The sequence below is a fragment of the Micromonospora sp. NPDC051925 genome (assembly GCF_044548625.1).
In the GTDB taxonomy this organism is placed as follows: domain Bacteria; phylum Actinomycetota; class Actinomycetes; order Mycobacteriales; family Micromonosporaceae; genus Micromonospora.
Genome location: NZ_JBIUCH010000032.1, coordinates 1 through 13,652 on the forward strand (window position 1 = coordinate 1; position 13,652 = coordinate 13,652).

Annotated in this window: 12 protein-coding genes; 5 read left to right on the forward strand and 7 right to left on the reverse strand. The window is 71.6% G+C overall.

All coding sequences use genetic code 11. From position 1 onward, the window contains the following. Positions 1–1,031, forward strand: a 1,031-nt coding sequence (locus ACIG87_RS30155; protein WP_396855013.1) for a DUF1800 family protein, incomplete at its 5' end; no start/stop codon positions are given. 1 nt (position 1,032) lies between these two features. Beyond that, positions 1,033–2,286: a DUF1501 domain-containing protein gene (locus ACIG87_RS30160; RefSeq protein WP_396855014.1), complete on the forward strand. Its 1,254-nt coding sequence runs from the start codon at positions 1,033–1,035 to the stop codon at positions 2,284–2,286. A 143-nt stretch (positions 2,287–2,429) separates the two neighbouring features. Here ACIG87_RS30160 and ACIG87_RS30165 read toward each other — a convergent pair whose 3' ends face one another. The 6 genes from ACIG87_RS30165 to ACIG87_RS30190 all read right to left on the reverse strand — a co-directional run bounded on the left by ACIG87_RS30165 (position 2,430) and on the right by ACIG87_RS30190 (position 10,658). After that, positions 2,430–3,398, reverse strand: a complete 969-nt coding sequence (locus ACIG87_RS30165; RefSeq protein WP_396855055.1) for an LCP family protein — start codon at positions 3,396–3,398, stop codon at positions 2,430–2,432. Positions 3,399–3,640: 242 nt separating this feature from the next. Then, a complete protein-coding gene (locus tag ACIG87_RS30170; protein ID WP_396855015.1) occupies positions 3,641–4,510 on the reverse strand; it encodes a hypothetical protein in 870 nt (289 codons plus the stop codon). Beyond that, the gene (locus ACIG87_RS30175; protein ID WP_396855016.1) at positions 4,507–8,922 is read right to left on the reverse strand and encodes a toxin C-terminal domain-containing protein; all 4,416 of its coding nucleotides are present in this window, start codon (positions 8,920–8,922) and stop codon (positions 4,507–4,509) included. The genes ACIG87_RS30170 and ACIG87_RS30175 overlap by 4 nt, the downstream gene beginning before the upstream one ends. Positions 8,923–9,080: 158 nt before the next feature. Next, positions 9,081–9,374, reverse strand: coding sequence for a WXG100 family type VII secretion target (locus ACIG87_RS30180; protein ID WP_396855017.1), 294 nt, complete (start codon positions 9,372–9,374; stop codon positions 9,081–9,083). An 18-nt stretch (positions 9,375–9,392) separates the two neighbouring features. Next, positions 9,393–9,728, reverse strand: a complete 336-nt coding sequence (locus tag ACIG87_RS30185; RefSeq protein WP_396855018.1) for a WXG100 family type VII secretion target — start codon at positions 9,726–9,728, stop codon at positions 9,393–9,395. 69 nt (positions 9,729–9,797) lie between these two features. Then, positions 9,798–10,658: a hypothetical protein gene (locus tag ACIG87_RS30190; protein ID WP_396855019.1), complete on the reverse strand. Its 861-nt coding sequence runs from the start codon at positions 10,656–10,658 to the stop codon at positions 9,798–9,800. A 132-nt stretch (positions 10,659–10,790) separates the two neighbouring features. On the opposite strand from ACIG87_RS30190, the gene ACIG87_RS30195 reads away from it, so the two are divergent. From ACIG87_RS30195 to ACIG87_RS30205, 3 genes are read left to right on the forward strand one after another with little or no spacing between them, the layout of a single operon-like run. Continuing rightward, complete coding sequence (locus ACIG87_RS30195) at positions 10,791–11,012, forward strand: hypothetical protein (RefSeq protein ID WP_396855020.1); 222 nt, start codon at positions 10,791–10,793, stop codon at positions 11,010–11,012. An 8-nt stretch (positions 11,013–11,020) separates the two neighbouring features. Then, positions 11,021–11,848, forward strand: a complete 828-nt coding sequence (locus tag ACIG87_RS30200) for a hypothetical protein (RefSeq protein WP_396855021.1) — start codon at positions 11,021–11,023, stop codon at positions 11,846–11,848. Then, positions 11,841–12,239, forward strand: coding sequence for a hypothetical protein (locus ACIG87_RS30205; RefSeq protein WP_396855022.1), 399 nt, complete (start codon positions 11,841–11,843; stop codon positions 12,237–12,239). Before ACIG87_RS30200 ends, ACIG87_RS30205 begins: the two co-directional genes overlap by 8 nt. Before the next feature lie 80 nt (positions 12,240–12,319). On the opposite strand, the gene eccD is transcribed toward ACIG87_RS30205, so the two are convergent. Continuing rightward, positions 12,320–13,642 carry a type VII secretion integral membrane protein EccD gene (gene eccD, locus ACIG87_RS30210; RefSeq protein ID WP_396855023.1) on the reverse strand — a complete coding sequence of 441 codons (1,323 nt, stop codon included), beginning with the start codon at positions 13,640–13,642 and terminating at the stop codon, positions 12,320–12,322. Between the last annotated feature and the right edge of the window lie 10 nt (positions 13,643–13,652).

Sequence of the window (13,652 nt, forward strand, 5' to 3'; positions counted from 1 at the left end):
TTTTCCTTGCACCGCAACGGGTTCGGGCGTGTCCGCACCGACCACCACGGCGACCACCCACCGCACTCACGCCGTTACGCGGAAAGGCTCACTGGGCCACCTCGATCGCCAAGGTCAAAAGCCCGCAATTAATGTTGACCCAACATTGCACCATGCGGGAATCCCGCGACTTCCGCGAACTGGCCCACCGGATGATTGTCGACCCGGCCCTGGTCCACTGGTTGGACGGTCAGTTGAACAGCCGGGAAGCACCGAACGAGAATCTCGCCCGGGAGTTCTTCGAGTTGTTCACCCTCGGCCTCGGCCAGTACACCGAGTCCGACGTGCACCAGGCCGGCCGGGCGCTGACCGGGTGGTCGATCGACCTCGCTGCGCAGCGGTCGGTCTTCGACCCTCGACGGCACGACGACGGCGAGTCGACCATCCTCGGCGTGACCGGTCGCTTCACCGCCGACAGCCTGGTCGACCTGGTGCTGGCCCACCGGGCGTGCCCCCGGTTCGTGGCCGCCCGGCTCTGGCACCGCTACGGCTCCAGCACCCGGCCGATCCCGGCGCGCACCCGGGAGGCGATGGCCGCCGTCTTCCCCGAGCCGATGGCGATGCTGCGGACGATGCTCGCCGACGAGGCGTTCCCGTCCACCCGGGCCACCATGGTCAAGCAGCCGGTCGAGTGGCTGGTCGGCGCGCTGCGACAGCTCGGGCTGCGCCCGGCCGCCCTGCCACCGGAGACGATCGTCGGACTGCTCGACGGGCTCGGCGGCCTCGGCCAGCGCCCGTTCGCCCCACCCAGCGTGGGCGGCTGGCCCGCCGGGGCGGCCTGGCTGACCTCGGCCGCCGCCCGGTTGAAGCTGTCGCTGGCCGGCAAGCTCGCCAGCCAGCTCAGCCCGCAGCGGTTGACCCCGGAGGAGGTGGCCCACCTGCTCTGCGTGGAAACCTGGACCGACCGGACATACCAGGTGCTGCGGGCGGCCCGCAACTCGCGGCTGATGCTCACCCTCGGGCTGGTCAGCCCGGAATACCAGGTGACCTGAGATGGACCGGCCCACCCGTCGACGCTTCCTGCTCGCCTCCGGGGTGCTCGGAGCCGGAGCCCTCGCCGCCGGGGCCGGCGCGCTCACCCTGCCCCGCCTGCTCGACACCGCCCGCCCCGGCCGGCCACCGGCGCGGCAGCCGGTGGACACCGTCGTCCTGGTCACCCTCTACGGCGGCAACGACGGGTTGAACACCGTCATCCCGTACGCCGATCCGGCCTACCGGGCGGCCCGGCCCGAGCTGGCGTACCCGCCGGAGCAGGTGCTGCGGTTGGACGGTGACCATGGTCTGCACCCGGCGCTGCGCGGCCTGAAGGGGCTCTGGGCGGCGGGTCGGCTCGGCATCGTGCACGGGGTCGGCTACCCGAAGCCGGACCGCAGCCACTTCCGGTCGATGGACATCTGGCAGACCGCGGCACCGGGCGGCCCGGCCGACACCGGCTGGGTGGGCAGGTGGTTGGACGACACCCGGGCCCCGGTCGAGGCGGCGGTCAGCTTCGAGCCGGTGCTCCCACCCCTGCTGGTGGGGCGGCGGCGGGTCGGCGCCTGCGTCAGCTACCAGGGGCTCGAGCTGCCCGACTGGGTGGAGCCCGGGATGGTGAGCGCGCTCGGTCGGGCCCAGGCCGGCGAGCCGGCGATGCAGGCGCGGGCGGCTGCCGCGTACGCCGATCTGGTCGAGATGGGCCGCGTGGTCCGTCAGGCGGCAGCGCCGGCCGCCGGCCCGACCGACGCGGCCCCGGCCGTCACGGCCACCGGCACCGGCGGCGGTGGCGCGCTCGGCGCGCAGCTCGCGCTGGTCGCCCGCTGCGTCGAGGCCGGGGTGCCGACCCGGGTCTACTCGGTGAGCCTCGGCGGCTTCGACACGCACGCCGCCGAGCGGGCCGCCCAGGAGGCGCTGCTCGGCCAGCTCGACGCCGCGGTGGCCGGCTTCGTGAACCGGATGGCCGGCACCGAGGCCGGCCGGCGGGTCGCGGTGGTCGTCTACAGCGAGTTCGGCCGACGGGTACGCGCCAACGCCTCCGACGGCACCGACCACGGCACGGCCGGGCCGGTGCTGGTGGCCGGGGCGCGGGTGGCGGGCGGCTTCCACGGCGAGCCGCCGAGCCTGACCGACCTGGACCGGGGTGACCTGCGGGCGACCACGGACTTCCGGGACGTCTTCGGGGCGGTGCTCGCCTCGGTGCTCGACGCCGACCCGCAGCAGTTCCTGCTCGGGCATCGGGGCCACCCACTCCCCCTGTTCCGCGCCACCTGACCGACCCGTCCGTATTCACGGGCGGCTGTCGGCCGGTGTGCTGGCGGCTGTCGGCCGACGTTCCGGCGGCTGTCGGCTGGTTGACGGCGATGCTCGCGCCGACCGACGAGATCCAGGGCGACTGCCGCCCGGAGTTCCGGCGGCTACCGGCTGGGTTTGCTCGCGGCGAGGATGTCGCCGACGGCGTCGCGGCGGATGGCGGTGTAGAGCGCGCGGGCCTTGGCCTCGTCGGCCAGCACCACGCTCTCGCTGCCGATCATGCCGGTGCCGCTGCTGGGGCTGGTGGCGAAGGTCAGGTTGCCGCCGCGCAGATGCCGCATCTCGGTGGCCAGGTCGACAATGGACAGCGTCTCGTCGACGGTGACGGCGTCGGCGGTGGCCCGGAGGAAGTCGTCGAGCCGGGCCGGATTGGTCAACAGCCCACCGGAGGCGGCCCTGTCCAGCACCGCTCGGATGAGCTGCTGCTGGTGCCGGATCCGGGCGAAGTCACCGTCGGGGAAGGCGTAGCGTTCCCGGGCGTAGTCCAGGGCGGCTGCACCGTCCATGGTCTGCGGGCCCTTGACGAACTCCCGGCGGCCGTTGGCGTTGAGCGAGTGGGTGGAGGTGAAGCTCCGCTCGACGTCGATCTGCACGCCGTCGAGGGCGTCGACGATCTCCTTGAAGCCGGCGAAGTCCACCATCAGCACGTGGTCGATCCGTACGCCGGTGAACTTCTCCACGGTCTGCACCAGCAGCGGCACGCCACCCCAGGCGAACGCGGCGTTGATCTTCGCGTCCCGGTTGCCGTGTCGGCCGTTCTTGGAGGCGGGCACGTGCAGCCAGGTGTCGCGCGGAATGGAGACGAGCTGGGCGCTGGCGCCGCCCTTGGGGATGTGGGCCAGGATGATCGTGTCGCTGCGCGAGCCGCCGGTGTTCTCCGGGTCGCGGGAGTCGGAGCCGAGGACGAGCAGGTTCCGGGCGTCTTTCGCCTCGGGCGCCTTCGGCGGCCGGGCCTCGGCCGGCACCTCGGTGAACACGTCCACCCGCCCGACGTCCGATTCAACCGACTTGAGATAGACCACGCTACCGAGCGCGCCGCCGCCCACCACCGTCAATGCCACAAGCACGGTCAGCCAAATGATCTTCTTTCGAGCAGGGCCGTTCCACCCGCGAAGTGACCGGCTCTCCTGATCGGCGTCCGAAGTGGAATCGGGACTGACGTCGGGCCGAAGCGACATGACATCGACCGTAGCAGAAATGTGAAACCCGAAACAAGCGGCAGTCATCGATGGATTCGCGGCGACATTGTCGACCGATTGCAGGAGAATCGGCCGGCAGTCATCGCGGACGGCCGCGAAGGCCGCATACGCGGGGCTCAGCTCTCCCCGCAGTCCTCCCAGGAGCCGCGCACTTCACCGTCGGGGTCGGGCACCACGGCGCACCAGCGAGAGAGCACCGAGTCGCCGAGCATCAACGAATATCCCTGACTCGTCACCTCATCGAGGCTGTCCGCCCCACCGAAATAGGAGCGGGAATCCAACTCGCCGGGCCGGAGAGGGGCCTTGAAAGCGGCGAAGCCGTCGTCGAGGATCTCCACCCTGAGCCGCAGATCCGGGTTCGTGACCACAGATACGAGAGACCTGGGTCGCAGGGAGCCAGCCACCCGCGTGACGTTTTCCGGCGTCACCCTGAACCATCTGCTGCCGTAGACTCCGTGCGCCCAACGCTCGCACAGCAGCGTCAACTCGGCCTCCGCCGCCGCCGACCGCACCGCGTTCCAGAACTCCTCGTCAGCGGCGGCCCGCACCGGCCGCGAATCGTTCGGCGGTTCCGGCCGCACCCGACGCCACTCCACCTGGACCTGCCCCCCGGCGAGGTCAGTCAGGCTCCTGGCCGCCTCCTGCGTCATGGACAGGTGCATGGCGCCGTCCCACCCCGCGTCGACATGAAGCCCCTCGTCGCTCGACAACCGACAGTAGGGTCCGTGACCGTCGACCATGCCGACAATGAGGTCGATCGCCTTTCCCGGGTCCACCTTCACGCCGTTCCGCAGGCACGAATACCGATCGGGAAGGGGTTGGCTCACCAGCAACTCGTCGACCTCCAGGGAGTCGACCCTGTTCGCCACCATGACTTCCCGGAGAGTGTCCCGCAGTTGGGTGACGAAGGCACTCCACCCCGGCGCGTCGGAAAGCCCGCTCTGCACGGCCTCGTCGCGGGGACTCAGTACCAACTCGACGATCATTTCGCCACCCATGTGAGCCCCAGCACGTCGCCGGCCGACGACACGTTCAGGTCATATGTGCCGTCGCGGGCCGAGTCCTTGGTCGATTGAAAGGGCTCGCGGAAGTTGGCCCCCTTGAAGATGCCGCCTTTGTGCCCGGTCCGGTCCCAGGTGATATAGCGTGGCTCCCCGGAGGGAGCCTTCTTGTTCTCCCAGATGGGCGGTCCACCCGCCGACCGCTTGTTGGTCTTGGTATAGCCCAGGTACTTCGCGATGTCGTCGGACTGGTCACGACTGATCGGGTTGCAGTTTCCGGGCGCCAGCCCGAACGGATCAATCTCATGGCTCGGGTTGCTGACGTAGGCGTGCGGATCGAAGCCCGCTTCGAGGCCGAGCGGATCGGTCGAGAGGTACCGACCGATCTCCGGGCCGAAATGCCGGTGGAAGTTGTACGAGGCACCGGTTTCCGGATCGTGGAACTGGCCGGGAAAGCGCAGCGGACAGTCGGCACCCGTGGCGCTGACATGGGTCGGTATCCCCCAGATCGTGGTCCGCTGTTGCCAGGCGACCTCGCCGTCCGGGCTGACCAGCTCGGTCGGCGTACCGACCAGGTCGGTCACGATCGCGTAGAAGCGGCGGTCCACCTCGTCCTGGTCGGCCGAGGCGTCGGTCTGGCTGATCGGGGTGAACGTGCCGGGGGCGTACTCCCAGGTGCTGGTGCGGTCGCCGGTCGCGCCCCGGTGGGTCTGCTCGACCAGGCGGGGGCCATCCCAGGCGAAGTCGACCTGCTCGACCACGCCGCCGTCGGCGTCGAGGCGCTGCTTGGCGACCCGGCGGCCGAGCGCGTCGTACCGGTAGCGCCAGCGGGTGCCGTCCGGGGTGGTGACCGCGACCAGCCGGTCCTCGCTGTCCCAGGCGTAGCGCCAGGTCGACGGCTTGGTCGAGCGCTGTTTGACCTGCCGCAGGGTGACCCGGCCGGCGGCGTCGTACTCGTAGCGGACGTTGCCGGCCCGGCGGATCAGGGTGCCGGTGTACTCACGCTCGCCCCGGGCGACATCGCCGTCCTCGGCCGGGACGTCGGGCCAGGTGGCGTTGGCGATGTTGCCGGCCTCGTCGTAGGCGTACCGCTCGGTCCAGTCGGCGGCCCGCACGGCGGTGATCCGGCCGGTCCGGTCGAGCTCCAGCCGGCGCTCGCCGGTGAGCTGGTCCACGATGCCGACCAGGTAGCCGTCGGCGCGGTACCGGTAGGCGCGGTGGGCGACGAGTTCGGGCACCCCGGATGGACCACCGTGGCTCGCGGTGAGAACCTGGGAGAGCAGTCGGTGGTTGGCGTCCCAGCTCTGGGTCAGGGCGAGACTGCCGACCGCCCGCCGGGTCTCCCGGCCGGCCGCGTCGTGGGTGAAACCGACCGTCGCGCCGCCGGTGCGCAACGCCACCGGTCGGTGACCGGCGTCGTACTCCCAGGCGCTCTCCACCCCCGACGGGGTACGCCGGTGGGTCCGCCGGCCGAGCGGATCGTAGGACGAGGTGACCGCCTGCCCGTCCCGGATCTCGGCGCGCACCCGCCCCAGCGGATCGCGCTCGAACCGGAGGTCCACCTCCGGTGAGCTGGCGCGCAGCAGCCGACCCGTCGGGTCGTACCCGAAGGTGGTGGTGCCCTCGGTGGTGCGCTTCTCGACGATGTTGCCGGTGAGGTCGCGAACCAGGTCGATCCGGGAGCCGGCACCGTTGGTCCGGGCGACGACCTGACCGGCGGCATCATGGGTGTACGTCTGGACGCGGCCGTTGAAGTCGGTCTCGGCGGTCAACCGCCCGGCCGGGTCGTAGTCGTAGTGCCAGGTCAGCCCCTGCGGGTTGGTGACCGTGGTCAGGCGCAGCTCGGTGTCGTAGTCGAAGGTCAGCCGCGCGCCGTCCGGCCCGGTACGCGCCACCGGCAGGTCGAAGGCGCCGATCTCGCACTCGGTGGTCGCCCCGGTCTGGTCGGTGTGGGTGACCAGGTTGCCTTCCGGGTCGTAGGTCCACTCCTCGCTCGCCCCGTCCGGGGTGCGCCGCCAGGCGAGCCGTCCCTCGGCGGTCCAGCCGAGGTGGGTGACGCCGCCGACCGGGTCGGTGAGCGCGGTGACCCGGCCGGCGCGGTCGCGTCGGTAGCTGGTCACCGCGCCGGTCGGTTCGGTGAGCTGGCTGATCAGTCCGGCCGGGTCGGTGGTCACCCGCAGGGCGCCGCCGAGCGCGTCGGTCACCTCGGTGAGGTGCCCGGCCTCGTCGTAGGCGTAGCTGGTGGCGGCGCCGGTCGGATCGGTGACCATGGTCAGGTTGCCGCGCTCGTCGTACTCGCGCCGCCAGGCCGCACCGTCGACGTCGGTGACGACCACCGGCTGACGCAGCTCGTTGTACGTGGCGGTCGCCCGCGCACCGTCCGGGCGGGTGACCTCGACCAGGTTCCCGTCGTCATCGTAGGAGTAACGAGTGGTTCGCCCTAGAGCATCCGTTTCTGTCAGCTTCCGGTCGAACCGGTCCCAGGTGGCCGCCGAGGCGTTACCCAGCGGGTCGGTGAGCAGTTGGACCTGCCCACGTTCGTTCAGCTGGTAGACGGTGCGGTGGCCGAGTGAGTCGATGACGGTGGTCTGCTGCGCCGCCGGGTCGTAGTGCAGCCGGGCGGCCAGATATCCGCCGGACCCGTCGGCCGCGACGCATCGCCCCTGTTCGTCATAGGTGTAGCGGTACTCCTGCGTGTTGCGGTCCTGCCAGCGGGTGAACCGCCCCTCGTCGTCGTACGTGAACCGCAGTGGACGCCCCGACTCGTTCACCACCTCGGCGAGGTGGCCCTCCTCGTCGTAGCCGAACCGGACGAGCGTCCAGGCGTCGTCGGCGGGATCCGCGCCGAGCAGGCTCAGGGCCGCCACCCGGCCACGCAGGGTGTCCACCGCGATGCGGTATCCGCCGGTGTGCCGGATCTCCGTGATCTCGCCGGCCTGCCATTCCAGGTCGATCCGGTTGCCGTTGCGGTCGGTGACGGCGCACAACGGCAGCACCTGGACGGGTTGCCCGTCCCCCTCCGGCTCCGGGTGCTCAGCCACCGGCTGGAAGTGCAGGCTGTGGCCGGTCTCGGGCTGGTCGACGCGGTAGCCGTCGGGGGTCGGGGTGAGCGGCCAGCGTGGTCCCTCGGCCGGCATCGCCGGCTCTTCGGCAACGGTGGGCGACGGGTAGGTCAGGACCATCCCGTCCTCGCTGACGAAGCAGGCCCCGGCGTCGTCGACCTCGATGCGCTGGTCGAGGGTGGACGCCCAGGCCGGCCCGAACCACCGGCCGAGCCGATAGGACGACAGATGACTACGGCTCAGGACGACCGGGAGCAGGCCGGGCAGCTCGACGTCGGTCTGGGTGAGGACCACCTCGCCGCTGGCCACGTCGATCGGGTCACCGGCGCACTTGCGCGCCCCCATGGGAATGCTCGGACGGGGCAGGTTCCCGATCGCCGAGCGTGCCTTGCCCAGGCCCCTGCCCAGCGCCGGCAACCCTCGCTTGGCCAGGGCCAGCACCGGTTTGCCGAGCTTGAGGATCCTGCCGATGGGCAGGACGGTGAGCGCCGCGTCGATCAGCAGGTCGGTGAGACTGCCCTTGCCGGTGGCCGCGTAGAGCGAGGCGTCGATGACCAGGGCGGCGACGCCGGCCGCGATGGCGATCGGACCCATGATCGGCGCCAGCACCGGAATGAACGAGAGCAGTCCGGCGACCAGGGAGACGATCTTCAACGCGCCGGAGAGTTGTCGCAGCAGCTCCTGGTTGTCCCGGATGAAGTTGGTGGCCCGGCCCTTCAGGTCCCACCACTTCGGGTTCTCCTTGAACCGCAGGCCCTTGGCCTCGTTGACCACCCGGACGCAGTCCCGGACGGCGGTGGACAGCTCGGTGCGGAGCGCGGCGGCCTGGCCGACGCATTCGTCCCAGTCGCGCTGGGCCTGGGAGAGCGCCGCCCCGGCCGGCCCGCTGTCCGAGCGGTACGGGTCGGGCTCGGTGGTGGCCTTGTCCTCCGGCGGCCGGTCGGCCAGCTCCTGTTGGTGCCGTCGGTCGGCCTCCGCCGCGCGCTCCGTCCGGCCCCGGACACCCTGCAACGCCGCCCACAGGGCCGGAGCACGCTGCGCCAGCGGACGCATCCGGTCCTGCAACGAGGCCAGCTTGTCGGCGAAGGCGGTCAGGCCGGTGGAGACCCTGCCGAACGCGTCGCCGGTGATCCGCAGGTGCGCCGGCATCTGGGCGTTGAGCCCCTGCCGGAACAGGTCGCCCTCCGGCCCGACGAACTGACTGGTGTCCAGACCGGTGATCTGGCTGGCGGCCTGCGTCGCCGCCGACCCGAAACTGTGCCATGTGGTCGCCGACGAACGGATCGCCGACGGGTCGCCTTCCATCCTGAACAGATGCGCTGGAAACTCAGCCATCTCGCCCGGACCTTCCCCGCGTCCACGCCTGGATGCCAGTCACGCCAACCGGTGCTCACGCGGGTAGGGCCGCTCGTACGCCGCCCGTGGAGCGCCAGCGTGCTGAGGTGACGCGTCCGGATCTGGTCGGCGGCCGGACGCTTCCGCCGCATGGCGGGTCAGCCCTGCAGGGTGCCCCGCACCTGGCCGCGCATCTCCTGCACGGAGGTGGTGGTCTGCCCGAGGGCCTGCTTGACCGAGTCGAGGATCTGCTTGACGGTGTCCGCCGCAGTGTTCCACTGCGTCTGGATGCCGTTGTAGATCTCCATCTCGTCGCCCTCCCAGTTGGCCTTGACCCGGGTGACGAAGTTGGTCAGGTCGTCGAGACTCGCCTGGACCCCGTTGGCGACCGAGGCGATGTCGCCCTGCGCCGATCCGGCGGTCGACTCGTCGTAACTGAAGACGTCAGCCATGAACCCGTGACCCTTCCGTCAGGCCCGGAACTTGGCGCCATCCCAGTTGGCCGACCCCATGGTCGACTGCAACTGGCTGGTCTGCTCCGAGTGGTAGGTGTCGTACAGCTGCCCGGCGGAGCCGACCCGCCCCGTGATGTCGGTCAAGGCCTTGTTGAGGTCGGCCATCGCCGTGTTCCACCGCTGGGTGAGCTGGTCCCAACTCTGGAACGCCGACCCCTTCCAGACGGCGGGCAGCGGCTCGATCGCGCTGATGAAAGATCGCGCCTGACTGTTCAGCGCGGCGACCGAAGTGTCCAGATTGGAGGAATGCTGATTTACGGCATTGTCGGTGATCGAAAACTTCGCACCCATCGAAGCCTCCCGTGAGCCCGATCCGCGTTCATCCGAACATAGATGCTGGCCGAATCCCTGACCACCTCACTAGCGCATTTTTGACAGCAGTTGAGCAGTAATCTCGGAAATGATCTCCCGAGTGGCGTCGGCGAACTCGGGCCAGCGCAGCGCACCGGCGGTCCGCAGCGCCGGGTCGAACGGCAGCACATGGGTCGGCACACCACCGAACCCGCCGGCCGGTGGGACCACGGCGTCGACCGGCGGCCCGTCCCGGCGGACCAGCACCTGCACGCCGATCCGGTCGAGGGGCTCGCGCAGCAGCGGGGCGATCCAGGACCGGCAGTCGGCCAGCCGTCCGGGGCCGCGTTCGTCGTCGACCCCCACGAGCACCACCCGGTCGGCCCGGGTCAACACGGCCGGCACGACCGGATCGGAGGTCAACGGCGGGGTGTCGACCACCCGGACCGGGAACCACCGGCCGAGGGCGGCCGAGACGGCCCCGAACTCGGCTGCCGTGACCGGCGGCTCGGTGTCGTCCGGATCGCTGGCCAACAGCATCGCCCGCTCGGCCAGCGCCAGACGTTCCCGCAGCCACCCGTGGCCCACGACCGGCCGGCGGCCGGTGGTCTCGCCCCGCAGACCGAGACCGGTCAGCACCACCCGGGTGGACCCGCCGGGCCGCACCGCCAGCCGGGTGTGCAGGCCACCGCCATGGCCGGCGTCCACGGCGAGCACCCCGGCGCCCTGATGCCGGGCCAGCACCGTGGCCACCAGGGCCGCCACGGTCGAACGCCCGCTGCCCGGACCCGGCCCGACCACCGCGATCGTCGCCGGCCGGAGCCGGGCGGAGAGGATCGCCGCGCGGTGCCGCTCGGCCCGCACCAGGGCGGTGAGCCGGGGGTCGAGAGCACGCAGCATCATCCGCCCGACCTGTCGGACATCGGTCATCGGCGCTCCCACATAGACGAGAGTTGTTATCCTTGCTGCGCGACAGCTGGGGAGGTGCGAATGTCCTATGTTCAGTATCCCTATGCGACGCTAGTGGGCCTAGGTGGAAATCTCACCACCTTGGGAGAACAATTGGAGACCGACCACCGAGGCGTGGTCGACTGCGCCGGCCTGACCGTCGATCACTCCGAGATCCAGGATTCGATCTCCGATTTCCGCGACGAGTGGAAGACCAGCCTGCTGGAGTTGATGAACAACATCGGCGAATGGGGTGGACTCTCCAGCGCGATCGGCAAGATGGTCGCCGACTTCGACAACCAGGTCGCCACCGCGCTGCGTCCGAAGGGCCCGTAGGGCACGGCATGAGTGACGTCTCCATGCTCGACCCACTGCCCGCGCACGACCTGAAGCTCAACCCCCACGCGCCGCATCCGGGGTTCCCGTGGCGGATCGGGATCCCGTCGGACTGGGCGCTGCTCGACACCCATCCGGAGTCCTGGCAGCGCAACGCCGTCCGGCTGGTCGACGACCGGTTCCTCGGCCAGCGGCTGCGCGCGGCCGAGCGCCGGGCCGCGCTCGACTTCGTCGAACAGCTCGTCGCCGACTGTCAACGCGCCGGCACCTCGCTGAGCCTGGTCCAGTTGGGTCGGATGTCCACCGGCGCGGTCGGCAGTGCAGGGCTGCACCTGGGCTGGTTCGACTCCGCGCCCCAGCCCGCCGGCCTCGCCCTGGTCCGACAGATCCTGCCGCGCACCGGCACGGTGGAGGAGGTCGAGACCCCGATCGGGCCGGGGTTGCTGCACCGTGACGTCGCGTCCACGGTGCCGCCGGGCGGCCTGACCCGGGTGCGCTCGACGGTGCTGCAACTGTTCCTGCCGTTGCCCGGCACCACCTGGACGGCCGTGTTGAGCGCCGCGACGCCGCATCCGGAGCTGGAACAGGTCCTCAACGACGTGATCGTCGCGGTGGGCCGCAGCATCGCCCCGGCCGGTCCGGACGACGTGGCGCGCACCGGCGGGGCGGACACCGGTGGGGCGGACACCGGTGGGGCGGACACCGGCCGGACAGACAACGGCGGGACGGACACAAGCCGGACGGACACCGGCGGGACGGAGCCGGCCCCGGCCATGACTGAGCGACGGACCGGCCCGACCGCAGCCGACGGCCAGCACCGGCGCGACCATGGCTGACGGCCGGGACCGGGTGGTGGTCGAGGCGCACGCGCTGCGCACCGCCACCGCCAAGGCCGCGCTGCTGCACGGATCACGGCGCGGCCCGCGCGAGCTGCGCCGTCCCTACGCGGCGGTGATCGCGAGCCTGGTCGTCGGCGCGCTGTTGCTGGTGGCGGTCTGGGCGATCACCACGATCGGCGGGCTGCTCGCCGAACAACGCCGCAACCGGGCGCTGGAGCCGACCGCGCCGACCGCCACGGTCTCGCCGATGACGACCGACCCGCCGATCACCGCCAACCCGCTGAGGCCCGGTCCGTCGATCGCGCTCGGCCCGCCGGCCACGCCCGGCCCGTTGATCGCACTCGGCCCGTTGATCGCACTCGGCCCGCCGGTTGCGCGAATCGCCTGATCAGCGGATGCGGACAGCCATGGGCTCAACCGGCCGGCAGGCCGCCGAGGGCTCACCCCGGCCGGATTTCGGCCAGGGGCTCAGCCGGCCGCCCAGTCGAAGCCGCCGAAGACCGCGATCGCCAACGGCGCCAGGCTCACCACCGCGGCCACTTCGACGAGGTCGAAGAGCTGTCGCAACCGGGCGGCACCGACATCGTCCAGGCGCGGCCGGCCGGCCCAGAGCACCACCGCGGCCACCGCCAGGACGCCGACCACTGTCGACCATGCCGTGACCACCTCGTCGGCGTCGGCGAGCCGCACCGCGCCGATCACCAGCACGGTGGCCGTCACCACCGGCGGGACGAGCATGGGCAGCACCTGCCCCAGCCGGGTGAAGACCCGCGACCGCAGCGCGAACACCAGTCCCAGCACCCCACCGAGCAGCGCGCCGACACCGGCCGGCCCGGTCAGCAGCACCACGCAGGCGGCGGTGGCGGCCAGGGCGACGCCGACCACCGTGCCGGAGAGCACGGACTGACCACGGCGTACCGCCGCCACGACCAGGCGCCGGCCGACCCACTGGCTCTCCTCCTGCCGGCGCAGCAGGTCGACCAGGCCGGCGGAGCTGAGGGCGAACTGCGGCGCCACCCCCACCGCGAAGACGACCACGATCGCACCGACCGCTGCCGTCCGCTGCGGATCGAGCCCGGCGGCGAGCAGCGCGGTGCCGAGCCCGCCGAGCACCGCCACCGCGAGGCCGCCGGACGCTGCCCCGTACCACCGCTCGCCGGCCAGGGCGAGCAGGGTCGCGCCGATCCCGACGCCGAGGGCGGCGGCGGTGCGCCAGGCCGGCTCCGGCCAGCCGGCCGCCCGAGCCACCGCCACGCCGGCGACCAGCCAGGCCGGCACCGCCGAGGCGATCAGCAGCGTCCCACCGGTCGCGCCAAGCAGGCGGCCGGCCAACACCGACAGGGCCGCCACCGTGAACAGCATCGCCGCAGCGGCGGACGCGAGGACCGGCGTGGTGGTGAGCGCGTACGTCAACGTCAGCACCGCCACCCCGGCCAACCCGGCGCAGCCCGTCATCCGGACGGTGTCCCGCCACTCGCTGCCGTCGTCGTCCAGGGTGGCCTGCACCTCGTCCACCACGTCGTCGACGAGCGGTGGCAGCGGCGCCTGCTCGGGCGGCGTCAGATAGAGCGTGTCGGCATCGATGATCCCGGCCTCGTCGAGCGACCGGAGCGGATCCAGCCCGCCCGCGCCCACCGTGGACAGCTTCCAGCGGCCGGCCGCCTCGGGGGCGAGCGAGAGCAGCTCGCACACCTGCGGCACGAACTCCAGCAGCGGGCGGGCCGCCGGCAGGCTGACGTCGAGGCTGCGTCCGCCGGCCACCACTGTCACCCGGGTGAATCGGGTTGCCATGACCCTCCGT

Coding starts and splice junctions, on each gene's coding strand:
- ACIG87_RS30160 (WP_396855014.1), top strand. CDS start 1,033: ATGGACCGGCCCACCCGTCGACGCTTCCTGCTCGCCTCCGGGGTGCTC.
- ACIG87_RS30170 (WP_396855015.1), bottom strand. CDS start 4,510: ATGATCGTCGAGTTGGTACTGAGTCCCCGCGACGAGGCCGTGCAGAGC.
- ACIG87_RS30175 (WP_396855016.1), bottom strand. CDS start 8,922: ATGGCTGAGTTTCCAGCGCATCTGTTCAGGATGGAAGGCGACCCGTCG.
- ACIG87_RS30180 (WP_396855017.1), bottom strand. CDS start 9,374: ATGGCTGACGTCTTCAGTTACGACGAGTCGACCGCCGGATCGGCGCAG.
- ACIG87_RS30185 (WP_396855018.1), bottom strand. CDS start 9,728: ATGGGTGCGAAGTTTTCGATCACCGACAATGCCGTAAATCAGCATTCC.
- ACIG87_RS30190 (WP_396855019.1), bottom strand. CDS start 10,658: ATGACCGATGTCCGACAGGTCGGGCGGATGATGCTGCGTGCTCTCGAC.
- ACIG87_RS30200 (WP_396855021.1), top strand. CDS start 11,021: ATGAGTGACGTCTCCATGCTCGACCCACTGCCCGCGCACGACCTGAAG.
- ACIG87_RS30205 (WP_396855022.1), top strand. CDS start 11,841: ATGGCTGACGGCCGGGACCGGGTGGTGGTCGAGGCGCACGCGCTGCGC.
- eccD (WP_396855023.1), bottom strand. CDS start 13,642: ATGGCAACCCGATTCACCCGGGTGACAGTGGTGGCCGGCGGACGCAGC.